This is a genomic window from Pseudobacillus sp. FSL P4-0506, from assembly GCF_038003025.1.
GTDB lineage: Bacteria > Bacillota > Bacilli > Bacillales > Domibacillaceae > Pseudobacillus.
Genome location: NZ_JBBOOI010000001.1, coordinates 2,076,845 through 2,099,911, shown reverse-complemented (window position 1 = coordinate 2,099,911; position 23,067 = coordinate 2,076,845). Strand labels below are relative to the sequence as shown.

General features: G+C 42.1%; 25 protein-coding genes and 1 riboswitch. Of the genes, 5 read left to right on the top strand and 20 right to left on the bottom strand.

Annotation, left to right across the window (positions count from 1 at the left end; all coding sequences use genetic code 11):
- Window positions 1–16: 16 nt before the first annotated feature.
- From rpsA to prsW, 7 genes are all read right to left on the bottom strand, one after another.
- Complete coding sequence (rpsA, locus tag MKZ02_RS10380) at window positions 17–1,165, bottom strand: 30S ribosomal protein S1 (protein WP_120032625.1); 1,149 nt, start codon at window positions 1,163–1,165, stop codon at window positions 17–19.
- 99 nt (window positions 1,166–1,264) lie between these two features.
- Entirely contained in the window at window positions 1,265–1,849 is a 585-nt protein-coding gene (locus tag MKZ02_RS10375) for a lysophospholipid acyltransferase family protein (RefSeq protein WP_340853459.1), read from the bottom strand.
- Entirely contained in the window at window positions 1,843–2,523 is a 681-nt protein-coding gene (gene cmk, locus MKZ02_RS10370) for a (d)CMP kinase (RefSeq protein WP_120032629.1), read from the bottom strand. Before cmk ends, MKZ02_RS10375 begins: the two co-directional genes overlap by 7 nt.
- A gap of 90 nt (window positions 2,524–2,613) precedes the next feature.
- Entirely contained in the window at window positions 2,614–3,273 is a 660-nt protein-coding gene (locus MKZ02_RS10365) for a flagellar brake protein (RefSeq protein ID WP_340853457.1), read from the bottom strand.
- Between the two features lie 113 nt (window positions 3,274–3,386).
- Window positions 3,387–4,736 carry a germination protein YpeB gene (gene ypeB, locus MKZ02_RS10360; protein ID WP_120032635.1) on the bottom strand — a complete coding sequence of 450 codons (1,350 nt, stop codon included), beginning with the start codon at window positions 4,734–4,736 and terminating at the stop codon, window positions 3,387–3,389.
- A 15-nt stretch (window positions 4,737–4,751) separates the two neighbouring features.
- Window positions 4,752–5,540, bottom strand: coding sequence for a spore cortex-lytic enzyme (sleB, locus tag MKZ02_RS10355; RefSeq protein ID WP_182916971.1), 789 nt, complete (start codon window positions 5,538–5,540; stop codon window positions 4,752–4,754).
- 244 nt (window positions 5,541–5,784) lie between these two features.
- Window positions 5,785–6,468 (bottom strand): glutamic-type intramembrane protease PrsW, encoded by a 684-nt coding sequence (prsW, locus tag MKZ02_RS10350; protein WP_120032637.1) that lies wholly within the window; start codon window positions 6,466–6,468, stop codon window positions 5,785–5,787.
- Window positions 6,469–6,564: 96 nt separating this feature from the next.
- On the opposite strand from prsW, the gene MKZ02_RS10345 reads away from it, so the two are divergent.
- Window positions 6,565–7,542, top strand: a complete 978-nt coding sequence (locus MKZ02_RS10345) for an asparaginase (protein WP_340853454.1) — start codon at window positions 6,565–6,567, stop codon at window positions 7,540–7,542.
- A 107-nt stretch (window positions 7,543–7,649) separates the two neighbouring features.
- Here the strand turns inward: MKZ02_RS10345 and MKZ02_RS10340 are convergent, their stop codons facing one another.
- From MKZ02_RS10340 to MKZ02_RS10330, 3 genes are all read right to left on the bottom strand, one after another.
- Complete coding sequence (locus tag MKZ02_RS10340) at window positions 7,650–8,621, bottom strand: YpdA family putative bacillithiol disulfide reductase (RefSeq protein ID WP_120032644.1); 972 nt, start codon at window positions 8,619–8,621, stop codon at window positions 7,650–7,652.
- A gap of 96 nt (window positions 8,622–8,717) precedes the next feature.
- A complete protein-coding gene (locus tag MKZ02_RS10335) occupies window positions 8,718–9,299 on the bottom strand; it encodes an adaptor protein MecA (RefSeq protein ID WP_120032646.1) in 582 nt (193 codons plus the stop codon).
- A gap of 95 nt (window positions 9,300–9,394) precedes the next feature.
- Window positions 9,395–10,162, bottom strand: a complete 768-nt coding sequence (locus MKZ02_RS10330; protein ID WP_120032649.1) for a metallophosphoesterase — start codon at window positions 10,160–10,162, stop codon at window positions 9,395–9,397.
- A gap of 132 nt (window positions 10,163–10,294) precedes the next feature.
- Here MKZ02_RS10330 and MKZ02_RS10325 point away from each other — a divergent pair, with 132 nt between their 5' ends.
- From MKZ02_RS10325 to MKZ02_RS10315, 3 genes are read left to right on the top strand one after another with little or no spacing between them, the layout of a single operon-like run.
- Window positions 10,295–10,528, top strand: a complete 234-nt coding sequence (locus tag MKZ02_RS10325; protein ID WP_120032651.1) for a spore coat associated protein CotJA — start codon at window positions 10,295–10,297, stop codon at window positions 10,526–10,528.
- Window positions 10,525–10,791 (top strand): spore coat protein CotJB, encoded by a 267-nt coding sequence (locus tag MKZ02_RS10320; protein WP_120032653.1) that lies wholly within the window; start codon window positions 10,525–10,527, stop codon window positions 10,789–10,791. Before MKZ02_RS10325 ends, MKZ02_RS10320 begins: the two co-directional genes overlap by 4 nt.
- A 28-nt stretch (window positions 10,792–10,819) precedes the next feature.
- Window positions 10,820–11,389 (top strand): manganese catalase family protein, encoded by a 570-nt coding sequence (locus MKZ02_RS10315; RefSeq protein WP_340853452.1) that lies wholly within the window; start codon window positions 10,820–10,822, stop codon window positions 11,387–11,389.
- A gap of 45 nt (window positions 11,390–11,434) precedes the next feature.
- Here MKZ02_RS10315 and MKZ02_RS10310 read toward each other — a convergent pair whose 3' ends face one another.
- From MKZ02_RS10310 to MKZ02_RS10290, 5 genes are all read right to left on the bottom strand, one after another.
- Window positions 11,435–12,793 carry an amino acid permease gene (locus tag MKZ02_RS10310; protein WP_340853451.1) on the bottom strand — a complete coding sequence of 453 codons (1,359 nt, stop codon included), beginning with the start codon at window positions 12,791–12,793 and terminating at the stop codon, window positions 11,435–11,437.
- A gap of 147 nt (window positions 12,794–12,940) precedes the next feature.
- On the bottom strand, window positions 12,941–13,684 hold the full coding sequence (locus MKZ02_RS10305; RefSeq protein WP_340853450.1) for a LysM peptidoglycan-binding domain-containing protein: 744 nt from the start codon (window positions 13,682–13,684) through the stop codon (window positions 12,941–12,943).
- 14 nt (window positions 13,685–13,698) lie between these two features.
- Window positions 13,699–14,289 (bottom strand): CPBP family intramembrane glutamic endopeptidase, encoded by a 591-nt coding sequence (locus tag MKZ02_RS10300; RefSeq protein WP_340853448.1) that lies wholly within the window; start codon window positions 14,287–14,289, stop codon window positions 13,699–13,701.
- A 13-nt stretch (window positions 14,290–14,302) separates the two neighbouring features.
- Window positions 14,303–15,757: a RecQ family ATP-dependent DNA helicase gene (locus MKZ02_RS10295; RefSeq protein WP_340853447.1), complete on the bottom strand. Its 1,455-nt coding sequence runs from the start codon at window positions 15,755–15,757 to the stop codon at window positions 14,303–14,305.
- Window positions 15,758–15,769: 12 nt separating this feature from the next.
- On the bottom strand, window positions 15,770–16,816 hold the full coding sequence (locus MKZ02_RS10290; RefSeq protein ID WP_340853446.1) for a helix-turn-helix domain-containing protein: 1,047 nt from the start codon (window positions 16,814–16,816) through the stop codon (window positions 15,770–15,772).
- A 218-nt stretch (window positions 16,817–17,034) separates the two neighbouring features.
- Between MKZ02_RS10290 and MKZ02_RS10285 the strand changes: the two genes are divergently transcribed.
- Window positions 17,035–17,283 (top strand): ferredoxin, encoded by a 249-nt coding sequence (locus MKZ02_RS10285; RefSeq protein WP_049662954.1) that lies wholly within the window; start codon window positions 17,035–17,037, stop codon window positions 17,281–17,283.
- A gap of 51 nt (window positions 17,284–17,334) precedes the next feature.
- On the opposite strand, the gene MKZ02_RS10280 is transcribed toward MKZ02_RS10285, so the two are convergent.
- The 5 genes from MKZ02_RS10280 to MKZ02_RS10260 form a co-directional block, all read right to left on the bottom strand.
- Window positions 17,335–19,023 carry a methyl-accepting chemotaxis protein gene (locus MKZ02_RS10280; protein ID WP_142927212.1) on the bottom strand — a complete coding sequence of 563 codons (1,689 nt, stop codon included), beginning with the start codon at window positions 19,021–19,023 and terminating at the stop codon, window positions 17,335–17,337.
- A 176-nt stretch (window positions 19,024–19,199) separates the two neighbouring features.
- Entirely contained in the window at window positions 19,200–19,775 is a 576-nt protein-coding gene (locus MKZ02_RS10275; protein ID WP_120032674.1) for an ECF transporter S component, read from the bottom strand.
- A 150-nt stretch (window positions 19,776–19,925) separates the two neighbouring features.
- A riboswitch (FMN riboswitch) is annotated at window positions 19,926–20,056 on the bottom strand.
- Window positions 20,057–20,186: 130 nt separating this feature from the next.
- Window positions 20,187–20,375 carry a hypothetical protein gene (locus MKZ02_RS10270; protein WP_120032677.1) on the bottom strand — a complete coding sequence of 63 codons (189 nt, stop codon included), beginning with the start codon at window positions 20,373–20,375 and terminating at the stop codon, window positions 20,187–20,189.
- Window positions 20,376–20,481: 106 nt separating this feature from the next.
- Window positions 20,482–22,254 (bottom strand): ATP-binding protein, encoded by a 1,773-nt coding sequence (locus tag MKZ02_RS10265; RefSeq protein WP_340853443.1) that lies wholly within the window; start codon window positions 22,252–22,254, stop codon window positions 20,482–20,484.
- Complete coding sequence (locus MKZ02_RS10260; protein ID WP_120032683.1) at window positions 22,251–22,967, bottom strand: response regulator transcription factor; 717 nt, start codon at window positions 22,965–22,967, stop codon at window positions 22,251–22,253. The genes MKZ02_RS10265 and MKZ02_RS10260 overlap by 4 nt, the downstream gene beginning before the upstream one ends.
- Between the last annotated feature and the right edge of the window lie 100 nt (window positions 22,968–23,067).

Here is a 23,067-nt window from a genome sequence, read left to right as displayed (position 1 = left end):
GAACTTAGCTTATTCCTTATTCTCCTCTTTTTAAACCTTTCAGCTTATCACCGATCATCTCACCAAGCTGGAAGCCGGTATTTTCTTCAGGCATAGTGTACGATTCATTCTCCTGAGCAGATGGTTCTTCATCAAATGGCTTCATCGTTAAGGAAAGACGATTTTCCTCTTCATTCACATCAAGTACCTTTACTTTTACTTCCTGGCCCTCTTTTAATATTTCATGTGGAGTGCCGATGTGTTTGTTGGAGATTTGTGAAATGTGAACTAATCCTTCTACTCCTGGGAAAACTTCAACGAATGCCCCGTAAGAAACGAGACGCTTAACCGTACCGGTTAACTCTGCACCAACAGGGGCCTTTTCAGAAATGTCTGACCATGGTCCCGGTAGCGTTTCTTTAATAGATAAAGAAATTCTTTCACTGTCGCGGTCTACAGATAAAACTTTCACCTTTACTTCCTGGCCTTCCTGAATGACATCAGATGGCTTTTCAACATGCTCATGTGATAGCTGGGAAATATGAACAAGACCGTCTACGCCGCCGATATCAACGAAAGCGCCAAAATCAGTCAGACGCTGAACTTTCCCTTCAAGAACGTCGCCCGCTTGGATTTCAGAAAGCACTTTCTTTTTGTTTTCTGATTTTTCCATATCAATCACAGCTCGATGGGATAAGATTAAGCGGTTTTTCTCTTGGTCAAGCTCAACAATTTTAAAGTTCATTGTTTTCCCTTTATAATCTTCAAAGTCTTCCACATAATGATCTTCCACTAACGAAGCAGGGATAAATCCGCGAATGCCAAGATCAACAACAAGACCGCCTTTTACTACTTCCTTTACTTCCGCTTCAAACACTTCACCGTTTTCGAAGCGCTTTTGCATTTCCGCCCAAGCCTTTTCTGCATCTGCTTTTCGCTTGGAAAGAACATAAAGGTCGTCTTCTTCTTTCGTTACTTGAAGTTCGAGTTTGTCGCCTTCCTTTACCACATCTGTTGCTTTTTCGACATGAAGGCTTGAAAGTTCGCTAATTGGAATAATGCCGTCTTTTTTACTGCCTTCAATTTCAACTTGAACCTGTTTTTCTTCCACCTTTACTACAGTTGCCTGTACTTTATCGCCCACTGTATAATTGTTCACTTCTACCTGATTCATGTCCTCTGTCATATGTACTCCTCCTTAATACAGAACTGCTTACATTTATTTGATAAAATATTCTTTCTACTAACTTCTAACAATTGCCCACATTTGTCAAGCAGTATGCTTTTAATGTGCTTCCTCTTTTAAACGGCGAATATGGGCCATGATAACAGCAGTTGTTTCTTCAGCACTTGCTTTACGGCTGCGCAGATCCTCCATGTCAATCGGAGGACCGTAGACTACTTTCAGCTTGCGGAACATTCTATAGGGACCGATGATGGCACAAGGAATAACATAAGCGTTTGTGCGCAAAGCAAAGAATCCGGCTCCTGCCATTCCCTCACCGATTTCCCCTGTTTTTGAACGGGTTCCTTCCGGAAAAAGCCCAAGAACTTTTCCTTCTTTTAAAAATTTAAGTCCCTTTCGAATAGCATCTCTGTCGCTCGCTCCTCTTTTGACTGGAAACGCATTTAAGTTAGCTAACATTTTCCCGAAAATAGGAACTTTAAACAATTCTTCTTTTGCCATAAACAAAATAGGCCTTGGGGCCGTAATGCCTACTATTGGAGGATCAAGATTATCAATGTGGTTGCTGCATAGGAGCACACCGCCTTCTTTCGGAAAATGCTCCCGCCCATGTACTTCCACACGGTACAGCGGCATTAATACCGATTTTACGACTGACCTTGCGATTGTATAAAATGTTACCATGCCTGTTCTCTTTCCTTTACAATTGAAATAATCCGATCCACCACGTCTGTAATAGACAAGGAAGTTGTATCTAGTTCTATTGCATCTTCTGCTTTTTTAAGCGGAGCGGCTTCCCGTTCTGAGTCCATTTTGTCACGAAGAGTAATCTCCTCTTTTAATTTCTCTATATCTGACGGAAATCCTTTAGAAATATTTTCTAAATGTCTTCTTTTCGCCCGCTCTTCCACACTTGCTTTAAGAAAAATTTTCACTTCTGCTTCGGGAAGCACATGGGTGCCAATGTCACGCCCATCCATGACTACGCCCCCTTTTTTAGCAAACAGTTGCTGCCGCTTAACCATCTCTTCACGTACAGGGGCATGCTTGGCCACAAAAGAAACGGCGTTTGTTACTGTGCTCGTTCTGATTTCATTTGTCACATCTTGGTCGTTAATAAATACGAGCTGCCCAGCTTTCCCCGGCTTCAAATCAATCACTGACTCCTGGAGCAGTTCCAGAAGTTTTTCGGCATCCTCCAAGTCAGCATCAGCCTGGAGAGCTTTATAAGTCAGGGCTCGATACATAGCACCGGTATCAATATAAATATAGGATAGTTTTTCAGCAATGATCTTTGCTACCGTACTTTTCCCTGCCGCAGCTGGACCGTCGATTGCTATTTGCATTTGTCTTTTCATGACGTTCACCTTCTAAACATTTTTTCTCCTTATTCTATCACATGAAGAGAGATTATTTCTCCAAAAAAAAGCCTGCCGGTTGGCAGGGAGTTACTGGATCAATCCTTTTCTTTTCATAATCAGCTGGCGTTCGAAACAGAAACGAAGCAAAATCTGCTGATCTGTCCGTGGAATATCAACAAATTCAATAGAGGCAATTGGCCGGCCTTTATCATCTATGCGCAGCCTTACAACACGCGCAGTTATTTCGAAGTAATGGTGGTCACCCGATTGCATTGGCACAGAAAGATAGACTCTTCCCTGTTGTTCATTGCTCACGTCTATCCCTTCTGGCAGAGGAACAGCGATCCCCCCCGCACTAATATCTTCTGTAGCTGCCGTAAAGGGCGCAACATTTTCTAAATAGATAGCTGCATCCACCGGTATAGGCACCCGTACAAACTTTCGTCTTTGAATACGCACATATTTTTCCAACCCGGGATCATGAAGGATTAAAAGTGGAATATCTCTTTTCGTCCGCCCTTTTACTTCCGTGTCAAATGTGTAGACTGCTGAAGAATATTTTGGGTCAATAAACTCAGCTGAAAGCTGCATGCCATCTACAAAAAAGGTAGAGCGATTTGTACCTATGTTTACGGGATAATCAATAAGTATGACTCCCTCATCAATATCTGCTACCCGGCAGCGATAATGCTCTTCCTGATCTTTTTCTCTAGAAACAAGCAGTAAATACATCCCTGTTTCAATCATCTTTATCACTCACCTAATTCCTTCTTCCTATTGGGTCCTTACACTGATTCTTTCTTCGAATTATAGTAGGTGATTAGTAAAAAAGCAATGGAAGATCGCTTGAATTGGAACTTTTATAGCAAGTTGTCATAAACTGGTTCCGATTGACGCATCTTTTCCACCTGCTCTTCTGTTCCATCTTTTGCATTAATTAAAACCCGATACGTTTCTTCACCGAGTGTGCCTAGGAATTCGTAACAGAGCACTTCCTGGTTCAGCTCATTTTTAATGACCGCAAGCCGCTTTTCCTGAATGCGGACCCTCGGGTTAATGTATGTTTCTGCTTCTTTCTCGGTCAATACCGGCTTTTCCAACTTCCTCTTATGGTGATTCGCCAAATATTCATTCGCCGTGACTCCGATCACTTGTCCGTTATCCAAAGCTACTTTCACTTTAACGGTATCAGGGTAAATCCGAACACCTTCTTGTTCACCAACGAAAGTAAACACGCCGACATTGTCATACTGAGTACTGTCGTAAAGTGCTAAATCCTTCATTTGATGACGATTTAAAAAAGCGGTGGCTTTATTGTTTGCTTCATTTAAACTGATCGTAGGTTTCCCTACTTCTCTGTTGATCATGTACCAAAGTGGGTAGCCGCCTCTTCTCGTTATATCGATGTTCGCCTCTTCGCCTTTTTTATTTTTCATGTATACACTGTAAAAAGAAAAGTCCGAGCCTTTTCCGCTTTTTGTGACCTTTACATCGTTTATCTGCTTCATTTGAACATACTTTGCGGCTCGCATTTGTGCTTCTTTTTTAGTAATAGGTGCTGCTTTATTGTCCTTTAAATGATTTATATCCAGTTGGTTTGTATTGCCTGGAAGCGTACCGGTATTTGTTTCACTATAGCCCTCGGCTTTCTTTTCAACTGTTTTAAATCCATCAATAATCGTGTTATCGGTTCCTTCTTTTTCTGCAGCTAAAGCAAGTTCAACATCCATCCATCTCAAGTTGTTTTTCAGTGTCATATGCTGCACTTTTCTCAGTTCGTTTTGAATATCAGCTGATTGCTCATATAAGTTTTTCAAATGATTATATTCTTTATCAGTAAGCGGTTCTTTATCTAAATCTCTTACAGCTGTTTTATAGCTGAAATCTCCGATACTGCCAAGAAACTCTTCTGTTTTATTAAACGGCAATAGCGTTAGTGGCAGTTGTCCTACATCATTTTGTGCTTCAGATGTTAGCCGCCAGACATCTGCAAGCGCTGGAGAAAGCGACTTTCTAGAGTTCATCGCCAGAGTCGTGCCAATTTGATCATGAATCCGATCGACTCCAAAAGTCAAATCGTGAAATGCTCGCTGATAGCTGTTTTCTGCATTAATTAAAATAGCGTTCTTTTCTTTATGTTCCTGATACCCCCAGAAACCCGTCCCGACAGCAGCCAGCGATAATACAACAATAGCTAATGTACGCAGCATCGTAGTCCCCCCTTTTTATTGACAGAAAATATGTTTCCCTATTTTTTTAATTTGCGGTCTAGACCAAATCCAAGAACTTGTCGCTGTATCAGGATTAAAATAGTATAAAGCATTACTTGTCGGGTCCCATCCATTGATCGCATCTAATACGGCCTTCTTTGATGTTTCATTTGGTGTTAGCCAAATTTGTCCGTCTGCCACCGCCGTAAAGGCCCGCGGCTCAAAGATAACCCCTGACACTGTGTTCGGAAAGCTTTGGCTTTCCAAACGGTTTAGGATGACCGCTGCTACTGCCACTTGCCCTTCATAGGGTTCTCCGCGCGCTTCCCCATGCACGGCATTGGCCATTAACTGAATATCATTTTGGGAAAAACCGGGTGGGACGCTTTGAGCTGGAGCTGATGTGTTTTCTCCTGAAGAGCCCTTCCCATAATGAGTAAAGGAACGGCCTTTTGCAATCTGTGATTTTACATAGCTTTCATCATACTTAGATGCCTTTACAAGCTTATTCTTTGTGGTTCCCCCAACAAGCCCGTCGATCGGCAGTCCAAAAGCTTCCTGGAAGTTACGGACAGCCCAATAAGTTCCCCAGCCATATACGCCATCAATTTTCCCTTTGTAGTAACCAATGTATTGAAGCCTTGCTTGAAGCTCAATAACATCATCGCCGGAAGCCCCCTTTTGAATGACCTGTCCTGAAAATGCCCGAGACGTTTCCGGCATAGCCAGCAGGCTGCAGGTGAAGAGACTAATAGCCAATGAAATGATAACAGCTGTTTGTTTCACATTGAGATCCATCCTCATTTTTTTACCCTCCATCTGATAGATGATGTGTACAGCTATTTTTTGCAAGGTGCATATTTTTATACAAAAAAAGAAGCTCTTTTGAATTAAGAGCTTCTCAAATAGTCGATAGTTGGCGGTCGGCGGCACTTCAAAGGCTTTTATGCCGTCTCCTCCTCTTCCCCTTTTAGCTTCATCTCTTAAAAAATCAAACGCTTCTAAGCAGCCTGTAGGGGCGTTTCGGTATACATATAGTTTTTTTCAATTAAGAGCTTTTATTCCGCACAAGACGAAGATGGTGCTGATCAGACAAGCGGTGGGCTTGTTTCACTTTCTTTAACGCCAGCCACCAAAGAAACAACATAAATGGAATTATATAATAGAGCCAGACAGACTCAATCAATAAAATGTAATCGTACAACCCGTGTAATAAAGACGGGATTAAGAGTGAAAGCCACAGTCGCCTGTTTTCCTTGCCGTCCTGGCTAAATTTGGCCTTCCCCAGATAGAACCCCATCAATACGCCAAAAAGCGCATGACTTGAAACCGGCAACAGCGCCCGAAAAAAAGCATGCTCCACTCCATAAGCCAGCAGGTAAAGAATATTTTCTGCTGTCGCGAACCCGAGTGAGACGCTTGTCCCGTATACAATGCCATCATAGGGCTCATCAAAATCTGTATGCTGGTAAATTAGATAAAATAATATAAACCACTTTACAAATTCCTCAAGCAATCCACTCGATAAAAAAGCTGTAGCCGCACCGGAAAGAGCAATCTTCTCTTCCGCCAATACATATTGGATAAACATCACTGGGAAAGTAAGCAGCACACCCGAAATAAAAGCTTTTGCAACTGTTGTCACCGGTTCTGTTTCATATTGATCACGCAAATAAAAATAGCATAAAAGCGCCAGTCCAGGAGCTATCCCCGCCGAAAAAACCGCCAGCATCCTTTCGTCCTCTTTTCTTTCGGTTTTCTTCATCGTATCATTATTAAAAAGGATTGAACATAGATAATCCAAATTTGTACAATGGAGGTTTTTCTTTTGTCAAAAAAACGAATATTCGTCATCCATACAGGAGGAACTATTTCAATGGAGGAAGATAAGCAATCCGGTGCTGTTAAGCCAACCAGCACAAACCCGCTCTTTTCATTTGATCATTTGTTAGATGAGTCGGCGACAATCGTTTCTGCTGAACCATTTCATCTTCCTTCTCCTCACATTACTCCAAAAGAGATGCTTAAACTGAAACATTTAATTGATGAGACACTAGAGCAAGAATCTTTTGATGGAGTGGTCATTACTCATGGAACCGATACGCTGGAAGAGACCGCTTATTTTCTAGATTTAACACTTACAACCGATGTTCCAGTAGTTGTTACAGGCGCCATGCGTTCTAGCAATGAAATCGGAGCAGATGGTCTATATAATTTAATTTCATCTATCCGTGTCGCTGCTTGCAGCGAAGCAAAAGGGAAAGGTGTACTTGTTGTGTTGAACGACGAAATTCATTCGGCCGACAATGTAACAAAGACCCATACGAGCAATATTTCAACTTTTCAAAGTCCGCAATACGGACCTATTGGAATTATTACAAAAAGAAAAATTCTTTTTCATCATGAGCCGGCTCGCCGTCAGAAGTTTCCCGTGGCAGCCGTTGACAAACGCGTCGCCCTGATTAAAGCCTACGCCGGTATGGACTCGTATTTGCTGTCTGCTTTAAAAGAACTACGTTATGACGGAGTAGTGATTGAAGCGCTTGGACAAGGTAACCTGCCTCCTGATGCCGTTTCAGCAGTCAAGGAACTCATTGAGGAAAAAATCCCGGTTGTGCTCGTCTCCAGATGCTTTAATGGCATTGTCCAGGATATATATGGATATGAAGGCGGTGGTAAACAATTGAAGGAACTGGGGATCATCTTCTCAAATGGACTGAATGGCCAGAAAGCACGATTAAAACTGCTTATTGCATTAGGTTCTAAACACCCCTCCGACAATCTTGAAAAACTATTTGAATCATAAAAAACGGGCCGATAAGGCCCGTTTGGATTAATAAAAAACTATAAAAACAACTGAATCTACAAATTCGGCTGTACGTGCTTAGAGAAGGAAAAAAACCCTTACACACTCTATATGTTCTCCCTCTCGGCAATGGCTGTTGCAATTTCACCACCGTGAAAGCGACCATTTTCGATAAAGATTTCGTTAGCATTATTGCCAGCCGCAATAACTCCGGCAATAAAAATTCCTTTCACATTCGTTTCTTTTGTTTCCTCATTGTAGACTGGCCGGCCAGTCTCTCCGTCAATCTCTACACCCATTTCTCTTAAAAAATTGTGATCCGGGTGATAGCCGGTCATGGCAAAAACAAAGTCATTTTTTAATTGTTTTTCCACACCATGCTGGCGATATATAATGGCGTCTTCCGTAATTTCAATGACCTCTGCATGAAACTCCATTTTAACTTCCTCGTTCCGGACAAGTCCTTCAAATTCAGGAAGAATCCACGGCTTAATACTTTTGGAATACTCGCTGCCACGGTAAAGAACGGTCACCCGTGCCCCTGCTTTGTGAAGCTCTAAAGCGGCGTCAACAGCCGAGTTCTTGCCGCCGATGACAGCCACATCCATATCAAAATAAGGGTGGGCCTCTTTAAAATAATGAAATACTTTATCGAGCCCCTCCCCTGGAATATGCATATAATTTGGATGGTCATAATAACCTGTGGCAATAACCACATATTTTGTTTCATATGTTCCGGCCGACGTATACACCCGAAATTGCTCATCGGACAGCTTCTCCACTCTTTGAACCGTTTCAAAACGGTGAATGCGAAGTTCTTTCATTTTTACGACTTCTCGGTAATACGTCAGTGCCTGGTTGCGCTTTGGCTTCCGTTCTTCAATGATAAAAGGTACATCCCCAATAGCGAGCTTTTCACTTGAGCTGAAAAACGTTTGATGTGTCGGGTATTTGTAAATAGAATTTACGATATTGCCTTTTTCAATAACAAGCGGATCTTTGCCAATTTGCTTTAAAGCGATAGCAGCAGACAGTCCGCATGGTCCGCCGCCTATAATAATACATTCTTCCTTACGCATAATTCCACTCCTCGTTATCCGTACAACAAAATTTCCTGCTATACTTTGATGATAGGAGAAAAACGTCTAACTTTCAATGGATAGACCTTAAAGGAATCATGCTTTCTTTACAAAGTATTCATAGACCTTCCTCGTTGCCTCCAATGGAATCACAAGGATCGCATATTCTTTTAATAACTCCTCAGAGAGACTCGACATCCAGCCATATTCCAACAAAGCGGACTCAAGCGCATCATACTGGCTGTCAAAATCAAATGAGAAACAGAGGTAATAAGCATCTTTAAAATAGAAAAGCGAACTCTGCACATCTCTCACTTTTTTCTCATCATGGACCAATCCAATGACATCTTCAATATCCGCAAACTTAAATGTCAGCTCACAGCCATATTCATCCTCTGTCTCTGCCGGTGTGTCTTCTACTTTGTTTAAAAAATCGAAATGATCAATCGTTAAAATTAAAACAAGCTCATCGCCTGACATAGAATGAACCTCAATGGCAATCATTCCTTCCGTGTCAATATCCAGCTGCTCCTCGATCACATCCAGCATTTCATCAAAGATTTCGTGCCAGATGTATGAATCCTCAAGAATGTGCTTTTTCAAACAGCCTTTTTTTCTTAACTCTTCGTAAGTAATGGAAAGCATCACCTTATTATCTGATAAACGTTCTATCCTCATAGTCTGCTGCCCCCTGCTTAAGGACCTGTTTATCACATACTATGAAGGAAAACGCAGATGGTGAGTTGTTATGCTATTTTGGTAAAGACGCCCGCTTATCCTTGTTTGATTGTAATTAAATGCGTTTCTGCTTTAGCACCGAGGCGAAGCGGTACAGCACTCGTTCCATACCCATTTGAGACGAGTGTTTTCATCTTTCCGGAGTTTCCCCAGCCACCTTTTTTATAAGGGCCAACGCCGAAAAACCGAATTTGCCCTCCATGTGTATGACCGCTCAAGAACAGTGAAACTCCGTCAGCAGCAGCCAGCTTTTTCTCAAAAACCGGATTATGGCTAATCAAAATTTTGAAGGCTCTCTGGGGCACTTCACTAAAAGTGGAGGATTTACTGCTCCTGCCTTTGCTAACATCGTCTGTCCCTAGCAAATATACCGGTACATCACAATCCATACTAACCGGCAAACAAAAAGACTCATTGCGCAAAACGTGGACACTGTGCTTTTGAAACAATTTAGACAGCTCTTCAGCAGGGACTTCATAGTCATTGTTTCCCCACACAAAAAAAACAGGAGCTACCTGTTTCAGGCATTGCAAATTATGGGATATTCGCTCCAGCGGCACCCCTTTCTCTGCTAGATCCCCGCCAATAATAACAATATCCGCTTTTCCACTTACTCTTTTAAGAATGGACGGATGAATAGTCCGCCGATGAATATCCGAGATAAAAAAGATCGTTAACGGCTGCTGGCATGGATAGCATTTAAATAAAAGTACATCGGCGATTACTTCGTTTCTCAGTGCTTCTCTCCACATAAAAACGATGACACTTAATATGAGGAGAAAGACGATTAGTAAATACAACATCACTTTTCCCTTCGTTCCCTAAATAATAATAATGCAAAATAATAATCAGAATAACAGATTAAACGAAAAAAAGAAATAATGTCCCCTACTCCTCCATACATATAGATTGAAGTATAAAAAAGGAGGAAGGGAATGAACAACTGCACCTGGTACAAAACATACCGTCCGTATATAAGTCCACTGGACCCCTGTCCGCCCATAAGAGTAAAGAGATATTCCACTCCGCCCCAATTGTACGTCGGATTTCAACCGCCGGGCCTTGAACAATTCCCGGCCCACGCGGCCCTAAAAGCCGGGACACTATGGAAATGCTTTTATGATCCATACTATTCATTAAGAGAAATGAAGAAGGGGGTTAGAGAATGAAACAAAAACAACTGCCCCCTGAATACTACAGCGAGCTGGAAGAGATCCAGGCCGTCGATTTTGTCATTGTTGAATTAGTTCTCTATCTTCATACCCATCCTGACGATCTTGAAGCAATAAAGCAATATAATGAGCACGTAAAATTAAGCAAAACTCTAAAAAAAGCTTTCGAAAAAAAATACGGAGCGCTGACGAGCTTCGGATACAGCTACTCCCGTTACCCATTTGATTACAAAGGAACTCCATGGCCTTGGCAAGTGTAATAAAGATGATCGCTGAAAGGAGATTACTATGTGGGTATATGAAAAGAAGCTGCAATATCCAGTGAGAGTGAGCACATGCAACCCAAGGCTCGCCAAATACTTAATCGAACAGTACGGAGGAGCAGACGGAGAATTAGCCGCTGCCCTGCGCTATCTCAATCAACGCTACACCATCCCCGATAAGGTAGTCGGCTTGCTGACCGATATTGGAACAGAAGAGTTTGCTCATCTGGAAATGATCGCCACAATGGTGTATAAGCTGACAAAAGATGCCACACCGGACCAAATGAAGGCAGCAGGTCTTGGTGATCATTACTCAGACCATGACAAGGCGCTCTTTTACCATAATGCCGCCGGTGTCCCATGGTCAGCAAAATATATACAAGCAAAGGGCGATCCAATTGCCGACCTCTACGAGGATATCGCAGCAGAAGAAAAAGCTCGCGCTACTTATCAATGGCTGATTGATTTAAGCGACGATCCTGACCTTAACGATGGGCTCCGCTTTTTACGCGAGCGGGAGATTATCCACTCCCAGCGTTTCCGAGAAGCCGTCGAAATACTAAAAGAGGAAAGAGACCGCAAAAAAGTCTTTTAATTATTTAAAAAAGCTCCGAAGTCTCAAACTCCGGAGCTTTCCGTATTAAGATGTCTGCTTCTGCAGTCCTTTTCCATAATACATGCCTACTAAAAACAGCAGCCATAATGGACCCACATACAAAGCAATCCGCGTATCTGGCGAAAAAGCCATTAAAACGATAACCATCGCCAGAAAAGCTAGAGAAAGATAGGAGCCGATTGGCCAGAATGGAGCAGCAAACTTTAATGATTTTCGCTGTTCAGCAGATAGCCCCCTTCTAAACTGAAGCTGCGAAAGTAAAATCATGGACCATGTCCAAATAGCGCCGAATGTGGAAATGCTCGTTACCCATACAAACACTTTCTCAGGAACGAAATAATTTAAGATTACACCAATTAACAAGACACCAGCTGATACAAGAATGGCCCGAGATGGAACACCAGTTTTAGCTACTCTTTTAAAAGCAGGCGATGCTTGACCTTGATCTGCCAGGTTAAACAACATCCGCCCTGTGCTAAAAATTCCACTATTACAGCTGGAAAGAGCGGCTGTCAAAACAACAAAATTGATAATTCCCGCTGCACTTGGGATACCAATTTTTTCAAATGTTAAAACAAATGGACTGCCTGCTGTTCCGATTTCATTCCATGGGTAAATGGACATGATGACAAATAATGCACCAACATAAAAAACGAGTATGCGCCAGAACACAGTATTTACCGCCCGCGAAATAGCTTTTTCTGGATTTCTTACTTCGCCTGCCGTTACACCGAGCATTTCAATGCCGAGATAAGCGAACATGACCATTGTCATAGACATTAAAATTCCTTTTAAGCCATTCGGGGCAAAGCCACCGTGTGCCCATAAATTACTAATGCCCGTAGCTACTCCCCCATTGCCAATTCCGAACAAAATAATACTGAGACCTACTACAATCATTAAAATAATTGCGACGATTTTAATTAAAGCAAACCAGAATTCAAACTCTCCGTAAGCTTTCACTGTAATTAAGTTTACCGCGGACATAATAACCAGTGCAGCAAGCGCCCAGATCCAATTAGGCACATCTGGATACCATAAATGCATGTATACTCCTACCGCTGTAATTTCTGCCATACATGTAACAATCCATAAAAACCAATAATTCCAACCAGTAATATAACCATAAATAGGACCTAGGTGGTCCTGTGCATATCGACTAAAAGAACCAGCAACTGGATTTTCAATAGCCATCTCTCCAAGCGCTCTCATAATCACAAACATGACAGCACCAGCCGCGATGTAAGCTAGCAAGATCGCCGGGCCAGCCATTTTGATCGTAGTAGCCGATCCCAAGAACAAACCTACTCCGATACAAGCGCCGAGCGACATTAACGTAATATGCCTCTCTTCTAAACCCCTTTTAAGTTCTTGACCCTCCATGTACACCTATCCCCTCTTAACTAAAATAAAGCGTTTTCATAAATGGATTATATCACAGTTCGACAAGATTCCTCATTTTTTTGATTTTTCTAATTACTATCCTCATGATAATGATTTTACACCTGCTAAAAATTCCCCTACCTAAAATTAGGGTAGAGGAATTTTTAGCACTTGGCCTACTCGAATGTCATTGCCATTCAATTGATTGGCTTGCCTTATTTTTTCGATTCCTTCTTGCGACTTATAATACATCATAGAGATCCTAAAAACGGTCTCTTGAGGCTTTACAGTATGATAGACCACTTTTCCTTCAGGCTGCTCCTTATGTATCGGAGCCGTTTCTTTTTTTTCTTCTACTCGTCTCTCCGGACGAGTTTCCTTTTGTACCTTTTCCTGTTCTACTTTTGGTTTCTCGTCAACCGGCTCAGCTTCTTGTTTCTCTTTTTCTTTAACCGGCGGCTCGCTTGTCTTTTCTGGAGGTGCCTCCACAGTAGAAGCTATTACCTCCTGAGCAGGCTCTGCTGATTTCTCCTCTATCTGTTTATCATTTTTGGTCGTCTTCTCCTCCCTTGCCTGCTCATCCGGCTCCTCCTCTTCTTCGGATACGTCGTATAGCGGCGTGGAAGGACTTGAACTCTCGGTCACTACAGTCGTTGAGGAGTAGTCACGATCTCTTGCATGTGTATACCAGAATAACGTAATAAAGGGCAAGGTAATAAAAAAGACGAGCAGTACTTTTAGCAACGGGTATTTCTTTTGTTTTTTCTCCTCTTTTCTTTCCATTCGTGAGGAGGTTGTTTCCTGAACAGGCGGCTCTTCCTGCTCACGTTTAACTCTTTGAATTTCTACGCGAGTCTTTTGCGCCAACTCACGATAAGGGTCTTTCGTCATAGTTCATCCCTTCTTTATGATTCATTCTTATTTTGTCTGTGGCGAATGGCTAATCCCAGCAGAAAATCAATCGTGAAATGCATCATTATGACAATTGCTAGATTGCCAGTCCACTCAAATAGCCAGCCAATGCCAAAGCTTAGAAGAATGACATTGATTGTTAAATACCACTGTGATAAATACCTCACATGAATGATAGCGAAAAGAATACTTGCCGGAATGAATCCAACTATCGTCTGGACCATTCCCCTGAAAAAAATTTCTTCAGACACTGCAACCAAAAAAGCAATTAAAAAGATTTCTGCAACAGAACGGCTCGCGAATAGCCGGTTATTGATGCCCCCGTCATCATAATACTTTTCAGGCAGCTTTTTCATTAAATATAAATCCATTGCAACCACTAACAGTCCCGCTCCTCCGCCCCAAATAACGATATCCGCGAAGGACCATTTAAACAAGCGGTAAAACTCCTTTAAATCCTCAAATACAAAACTGCCGATAATGAGTGATAACAGCAGCAAAAGAAATTGCGTTAAATAAAGAGCATGGAGCACCTCTTTATCCGTCATTTGCCGGATGAGATCAGCTTGCTTATTTCTTTTCATATGTCTATTCCCGTCACCTCTCAACTTGAAGCAAAGAACTGAGAATAGCTTGCCAATCCAGCTCCTCACGTTTTTCTGGGGAACCACGCTTGTTATATTTCTGCCAGTCTATGCCGCACAAATCACAGCAATTAGCGGGTTTACTCTCCAGCTGTTCTTCAAAATAGTTAAGGATTTCTTGCCGTCGGCATGTCTTCGCCCGTACCCACCGAAGCATCGTCAGCCGTTTTTCTTCCTTCTGCCTGAGCCGTTCCTGTCGTTTGGCCATAACATACTCAGCAATATTGGTCTGACCTTTTCGCGCTGCTTCTTGAGCATAATGACGAAGGAAACGGGCCTGCACGTCAGTCAGCTGCAAAGCCGTTATCCGCTCCTCTTCTGTCTGACCGTCAGAGGGAGATAAATAGCCGGTAATTTGGCTGTCGGAGGGAAATTCCCCTTCGGCTATCATCGAATGAAACTCTTCATCTCCCGGGGTATATAACAGAACGGAAAGCGCCCTTCCTCCGTCTCTGCCGCCTCTGCCAATCTCCTGCAAATAAGATTCAAGCTGAGCTGGAAGATGATAATGAATAACAAACCGAATGTTATCTTTATTCACTCCCATTCCAAAGGCACTGGTCGCACAAATAACATCTAGTTCATCACGCAAAAATTGCTGCTGAATCAAAATGCGGTCTTCCTGTTCCATGCCCCCGTGATAAAATGCTACTTTTCCAATACCATGCTGCCGTAACCAGCCAGCCCCCTCCTCTGTTGCCCGCTTACTTGAAAAATATACAATTCCCGGCTTCTCAAGCTCGCTAATTAGCCTTAGCAGTCTGGCTTGCTTATCAGCATGTGACGGGAGCTGTTCTACCGCCATTGCAATATTTGGTCGGTCCACGGAGAAGATCCACTCTTCCATCTGTTCGACCTTTAAGTACTGAATAATATCGCGCCTGACTTCAGCTGTGGCTGTGGCTGTCAAAGCGAGAGTTAGAGGATAGTCAAGCCGCTCTCTCACTTCACCTAACAGACGGTAATCCGGCCGAAAATCATGGCCCCATTGGGAAATGCAATGCGCTTCATCCACAACAAAAAGAGAGAGCTGTACCCTCCTCAGCGCCTTAATCACTTGCTCGCTCATCAACATTTCGGGGGATAAAAAGATAAAGCGGTAGTTCGGCAGCCGGCGGATCACTTGTTGCTTTTCTTGGAACGATAAAAATGAGTTCAAAGCAGCCACGCTTTTCTCCCCGCGCATTTTCAATTGCTCAACCTGATCTTGCATAAGTGATAACAATGGGGAAACTATAAGCACACTTCCCGGAAGCAAATACGCTGGTAGCTGATAGCATAGCGACTTTCCTGTTCCAGTTGGAAGCATAGCCAATGTGTGGTGGCCTGATAGCAAGGATTCAATTGTTTCTTTTTGGCCGGTTCTAAAAGTAGAATAACCAAACCGTTGAAATAAAACCTGGTCCATGTTCATCTTCCTTTATCCGCTATATTTAGCCAGCACAAGCCTAATTTGAAAATAAGAAACATCCGGCAGCCGCTCTTTAATCGGCTTGATTCTCTTGTTGGAAAGGACAGCAGCCGCTTTGAGCACCTGCTCTTCTGTTGCTTTATCAACAAAAGGCCGAATAGAAAAACCCGGATAATTAAAAGCCAGCTCGACCACATGATCTTCTACTGTGCTTTGCTTTAAGCGTCGATGAGTTGTAATTTCTTCAATGGACAAACCTTTTTTTAGCATATCTGCTGTTTTTTTTGTCGATTGTGTTAAAACAACCGGCTCGTATATATCTTGTATCATTGTGAATAATAGCGGAAACTGTGCAGCATGCTGAATAATGTGTTGGATCGCAAAGTGAATCAAGTTCAAAAAGCGATACCAATATTCAGCACTTTCCATGCTAAGCAGTTCTCCCGCCTGGACTGTTGTTTTACCGGTTCGCTGTTTTCCTGAAAGACGCAGCACTAAAATAAGTGGATCTTCAACCCGCTGTTCTTGCAGAAGAGTCAGCAGCTCGTGATGAAGATAGGCTGCCAAGGTTTTCTTCGACAGCTGTCTGGTTGCTAAAAATGATTTCAACCATGCTTGAATTTGTTCATCTTTCGTTATTGGAAGATAAGCATCGTCCCGGTAAATTAAATGCGAAGCGACCTGAACAGTTAAAGAGAGTCTTTTCCAAAAAATCACAGCGCAATCCTGCAAGCTCCATCCATGTAAAAACTCAAGTGGAGGCAGAGTTTCAGAGAGAACCTCCAGTCTTGTCCTTCCCGTGTTTGTCACACGTACGCGTTTTAGTTCATCCACTTCGATGAGCTGCCGGTCAGTTAAATCATGGATAATTTGCTCAAAGGCCGTTCTCTCCAAAAAGGAAGCTGTCTGAAACCATTTGTCTAAATGATATAATCGGGCATCTTGTATCGTTTGCGAAGACTTCTTTCCCTTTAACAGATGAAAAATAGATGAAGCTGTTCTTTGTCCGTTTATTTGATTAATCATCATCAATAAGATTGCTTGTAGAAAAGGCATGGCTTGCCTCCCTTTTCGTACTTTCATTTATTTTACCATGAAATTTGTCAAAATTCCTCGTATGTGGAGGAATTGCTAATGAAAGCCTTATCATTTTTTTATTAAGAAATTATGATTGAAAAGAAAACTAATCGGATATACAATGAGGGAAGAAGTTTTCAAACGAGCGTGGGTAAGCAAATGCCACATAGCTTGGATAGATCTTAGGAGGTTTTGACATGCCAAAATATACAATTGTTGATCAGGATACATGCATTGCCTGTGGCGCCTGCGGTGCTGCTGCCCCTGATATCTATGACTACGATGATGAAGGCCTTGCATTCGTAATTTTAGATGACAATGAAGGAAACACGCCAGTTCCGGAAGTATTGGAAGAAGACATGCAGGATGCTTTTGAAGGCTGCCCAACAGACTCGATCAAAGTGGCAGATGAGCCATTTGAAGGCGACCCTTTAAAACACGAATAAAACGTGCCAGTAAAAAACCGGTGAGACAAGGATCTCACCGGTTTTTTATCTTTACATTCTGAATTTACTCGCTTCAGTTTGAAGCTCTGTAGCCAATGAGGCCAGAGCTTGTGAACTTGTTGCTATTTGTTCAATGGCTGCTAGCTGTTCTTCAGTCGCTGCGCTCGAATCATGGGCTATAGTAGCAGTTTTTTCAGCAATTGCTCTTACTTGATGAGCACTCTGTGAAACAGCTTCTGTCATGGCTTCTAATTCTTCAATCGCTGCTGAAACGGTCTCTACTTTTTCCCCTACATCTGTTACAGATGACTTGATCTCCTTGAACACTTTAAGGGATGTTTGTGAAGCAGATAAGCCTTGTTCCACCTTATTGCTTCCAGCCTGAATAGATGCAGCGGCTAAACTTGTGTCCTTTTGGATTTCTTTGACCATCGCAGCAATTTCAGCCGCAGAAGTTTTTGACTGCTCAGCAAGTTTGCGCACCTCTTCTGCCACGACAGCAAAGCCTTTTCCAGCTTCCCCTGCACGCGCCGCTTCAATGGCCGCATTTAAGGCGAGCAAATTGGTCTGCTCAGAAATAGCGGTAATTAACCCGGTCACCTTCTGTATCTCAGACGCATGGTTTTCTAAAATTTTCATGTACTCTTCTGTTTCTTTTATGGACACATGAATATCTTCAATTTGATCAGATACATGCTCAGTAGCCTCTTCTCCCTGGCCAACTAACGATTCTACTACTTCAGCAGAATGAAGCATGTTTTCGTTGCTTTCGGCAATCTGTTTAATCCCCTCTGACATTTCCTCCATAGACACCACTGCCTCGCTAATAAGCTCTCGCTGCATGCTGCTTCCTTTCATATTTTCCTCCGCTGTACTTGCCATCATTTGCGAAGAAGCAGCGCTTTGTTCTGTACTAGCTGACAATTCCTGAGATTGGGCAGATAGTTGGAGAGCAGATTGATTAACCTTGCCAAGGATATTTTGCAAATCCTCTACCAGCTGATTGAAGGCCATTCCCATTTCTCCAACCTCGTCTTTATTTCTTATGCGCAGCTTGTCTACCTGCAAATTACCTGCTGTCACTTCCTTCAAGGCAGCTGTTACCTTTCTGACTGGTCTTGTAATCGATCGTGCTATGAAATAAGCAATAACGCCTCCTAAAATCGTTCCGGCTGCCACAAGCAAAATTAAAAATATTTTTGTTGCCACCACGTAACGTTTTAGTTCCGTTCTTGTTTCGTTCACCTCTTCCATCTGCACTTGTTTTAATTCCAATGCTTTATCTTTTAATGCTTCTTCCGCTTCGTTAGTCTCGGTGACATATTTATTTGTTTCAGCTTCCAGGCCCTTCTCCTGGCTTTCAAAGACTTTAGAAGTAAGTTCGTTATATCGGGCGCCCGCCTCTTCTAGTTCATTTAATATTTCCTTAGTCTTTGACTGTTTAGTTGCCTGTTTAAGTTCACTAAGTATGTTGGCAAATTCTTCTTGTTTTGACTTAATTGCGTCCAAATCCCGCTGTTCAGAAAAGGCAAAGTAAGCGAGCGAGTTGATAGACATATCTTTTTCTATGGTAATTACTTCATTCACCATTTCTATCTTTTTTACACGGTCATCAAGCAAGAACGTGTATTCCTTATCAATTTTGATAGCTGCCAGGTACCCAATAACCCCTACGATAACTAAAATCACCAAAACTGCAATAAATCCAGAGTATAACTTTTTTCCTATTGAAAAATTCACTATTTGCTCCTCCACTTCATCTTTCTTCCGTATAAATGTCTATTTTCTACGGATAATTATACCCTTTGCACTATAACATTCAAGAACTTTTTGACTGGTACACAGGTCCATGGGAGCATATAAAAAAGCTCTAAAAGTCTTTTCATCCACTTTTAGAGCTTATTATTAGTAACATTTTAAGAGACAGCTGTTTGTTTACGCATCCAAACGTAAATTCGGGAATAAATGAGCATAAAGACAGCAGCCATTAAAATTCCTTTAACAATATTAAAAGGCAGGATAGCTGAAACGACCATTTGCTTCGTCTCCGGCGCACTCATAGCTGGTGCGTTTAAGAAAAGTGTATAAGCAGGAAGAACAATATAGTAATTTAACACGCTCATCATAACTGCCATAAACACCGTTCCACCTACTAAAGCAAAAGTTAAGCCTTTTTTCGTCTCAAACTTCTTATATACATAATAAACCGGAAGAATAAAAGCAATGCCAGCAACGAAGTTGGCTAAGTGGCCGACTGGCACACCGGTCGGACTTCCAGTCATAAAAAAGTCTAAAATATTTTTCACTAGTTCTACCATAATACCAGCAAGCGGCCCAAAGATAATAGCAGCGATTAGTGCAGGAATGTCGCTGAAGTCAATCATTAAAAAGCTTGGAAACGGGGGAATTGGAAAATTCAGCAGCATGAGTAAATAAGAAAGCGTGCTCAATAACCCCACAGACGTCAACATACGGATATTCATTTTTTTCACAACAATTCTCTCCTTCTTCTCATTCATCATTCATAAGAAGAAAGGCTGCCAAATCCTTGAGGAACAACAAACCCCCAAGCTAGTAGCTTGAGGGAGAAAAGTCATACTCAAATAAACGTTCAAATCTGCACATTTTGAACGCCGGCAGACCTTCACCTTCTCCCATCCAGACTATACTGTCGGCTTTGGCTTCTCACCAAATCAACCTTGCGGCTCGCGGGCTTAGAAATGATTATTTCCATACCGCCGGTCGGGAATTTCACCCTGCCCCGAAGATGAATATAAGATTTTTCCTAGCGGCCTTCACCTGTTACAACAACAAGTAACGACCAGTAGATTTAATTAAATAATAACAATCCCCCAAAAAAAAAGCAAGGGGGGCAGCCCCTTGCTTTTGCTAATAACCTAGATTTACATACTTTGCTGCCGAGCCACACTATCTGTATGTACCCTTCCTGCTATCTCCTCCAAGTGACTATTATGGATAAGAGACTGCTTTTTCTCATTTCTTGATTGTGCAAGCCCTCCCCCGATCATCAACAAACTAACACACAAAGCCATAAGCAAAGCGATCATAAAACGTTTCATGTAGTCTTTCATGGTGCACCGCCTCCAACTTGCTTTTTTGCTGCCCTTTTAGTTGTATGACGGAAAGCGTTTCCAGTATGACTATTTTTCTGGATAAACAAGCAAAGCGGTAAATTACTTACTCTCCGGGCAGGCGAAATGAGAAAATGGTTCCTTGTCCCAATTTGCTCTGTACTTTAATGCTGCCATTATGAGCGGAGATAATATTCTTTGCAATGGAAAGGCCGAGCCCCGTTCCAGAACGGCCTCTTGTCCGGGCCTTATCCCCTTTGTAAAAGCGTTCAAACACAAAAGGCAAATCCTCTTCGCTAATTCCCGCTCCAGAATCCTGGACGGATATATGATGGCCATCTGCTTTTAACTCATAGCTCACTTTTACGAAGCCATGTTCCGGTGTATGGCGCAAAGCATTATCAATCAAGTTGGTTAAAACTTGCTCAATGCGATCAGGATCCAATTTAGTTAATATTTTTTCATTAGGAATCTGCCACGTTAAATCAATATGCTTTTCTTTGGCAATCCCTTGGAATTTATCAGTCACCCGCTGAATAAACGCTGGAAAATCCACTTCTTCTAGATTCAAAGAAATATGTCCCGCCTCCATCCGTGCCAAATCTAAAAGCTCATTGACAAGCCGGCCAATCCGCAGTGACTCATCATAAATGATTCGAGCCATTTCTCTTTTTTCGTCTTCTGTAGCAGCAATATCATCAATGATTGCCTCGCTATAGCCTTGAAGCATAGAAATCGGCGTACGAAGCTCATGAGAAACGTTCGCTACAAAATCCTTTCTTAACTTGTCAAGCCGGCGCTCTTCCGTCATATCACGAACAACAGCAACCGCTCCACGAACGTTTTTCCCATTATAAAGCGGACTAACAATAATGACATAAGAACGGCCTTGAATAGAAAACTCGCCAATTTTTTCGGTCTCTGTTTGAACCGCCTCTTTCAAGAGTTCTTCGACGAGCGAAGGCATCATTTGCTTTGGGTTTTCTTTCTCCACTTCATAATACCAATTTTGCAAAAATCGTTCTGCCGGCGGGTTAGTAATTAAGATCGTGCCGTCCCGGTTAAAGGTTATAACGCCATCAGCCATACTGCTCAAGATGCTAGCCAGTTGCTCTTTTTCCTGGTTTAACGCGTGAATATTGTGATTGAGCTGCTTTGCCATTTGATTGAACGAAGTGGCCAGCGCCCCAATTTCATCACTCGTTAAAATAGGAACCGTCGTATCGAAGTTTCCTTTCGTCAGTTCATTGGCTGCCTCTCTCATTTTACGCAAAGGAGCTGTAATTCTCGTTGACAGGAAAAAGGCAAAAATCGTCGTTAAAAAAATCGCAATGCCAGCAGCCAGCAGAATAAGCTTCGTCGTTTGATGAGAGGTTTCTTTAATGACTTCAAGAGATTGATAAATGATAACAGCGCCGTCCTGGCCCTTCTTCATTTCGAGTGGAACAGCAATAGCAATTGAGTTCTCATGGCGATTGGTCCGGCCGTCTTCATTTACCTCCAATTCTGCTTTTACTTTCTTTTTATCTGTAAATACACGAGATAATATAGGGTGATTCACTATCTCACTTCGTTTGAGTCGATTGAGGGCCGGATCATTCGGTGAATAATGAAAAGTCTCTCTGTTTTCAGCAATAATGACATGAACAGGCTCATCCACCAGCTCCCAGGCTACTTCCATTCCTGTTTTTTTGTCTTCATGTTCGGAAATTACCTTAGCGATTTTTACCGCTGTTTCTGATAATCCGCTCTCCACTTCGTTCGTATGATAATTCTCAAAGAATTCCAGCAACAAAATGGTAAGAAAGAAAAGAACAAAAGAAACGAGCAGCAAAATCGTCATCCACAGTTTCCCTACTACACTTCTCCAAAGCTTCATTCATTTACGACCTCAAATTTATAGCCTACTCCCCATACTGTCACAATCATTTTTGATGCTTTCTCTGACACTTTATTTAATTTTTCACGCAGGCGCTTTACATGTGTATCCACTGTGCGCAAGTCGCCAAAAAACTCATAATGCCATACTTCTTTTAGTAAATGCTCCCGGTCAAATACTTTGTCCGGCGATTTAGCAAGAAAATAAAGCAGTTCATACTCTTTAGGTGTTAAATTCACTTCTTCTCCATCAGCAGTAACGCGGTGTGCGTCATTATCAATGGTTAAATGCGGATAGACAATTAAATCTTTAGACTTTGTATCCGTTTGTAAATAAGAGGTTGGCGAAGATCTTCTAAGCAGTGCTTTGACCCGCAAAACAACTTCTCTCGGACTGAACGGCTTCACAATATAGTCATCCGTCCCCACTTCAAAGCCTTGGACCCGGTTTGCCTCTTCTCCTTTTGCCGTTAACATGATTACAGGCGTAGATTTCTTTTCTCGCAATTCCTTGCACACTTCAATGCCGTCTTTACCAGGCATCATAATATCCAACAGAATGCAGTCATATTCTTTATTCAACGCAAGCTCAAGAGCTGCTTCTCCGTCTTCTGCTTCATCGACTTCATAATTTTCACGCTCTAAATACATCCGAAGCAGACGACGTATCCTTTCTTCATCGTCAACGACTAAAATTTTCAGTTCATTATCCACCTAAATTCCTCCCTATATGTACAATAAAATTCCTTCTAAACTGCAATCTTGTCTTTATTATCAACTAATCAAAGCTGTTTTTCAATTCATTCGCGCCTTT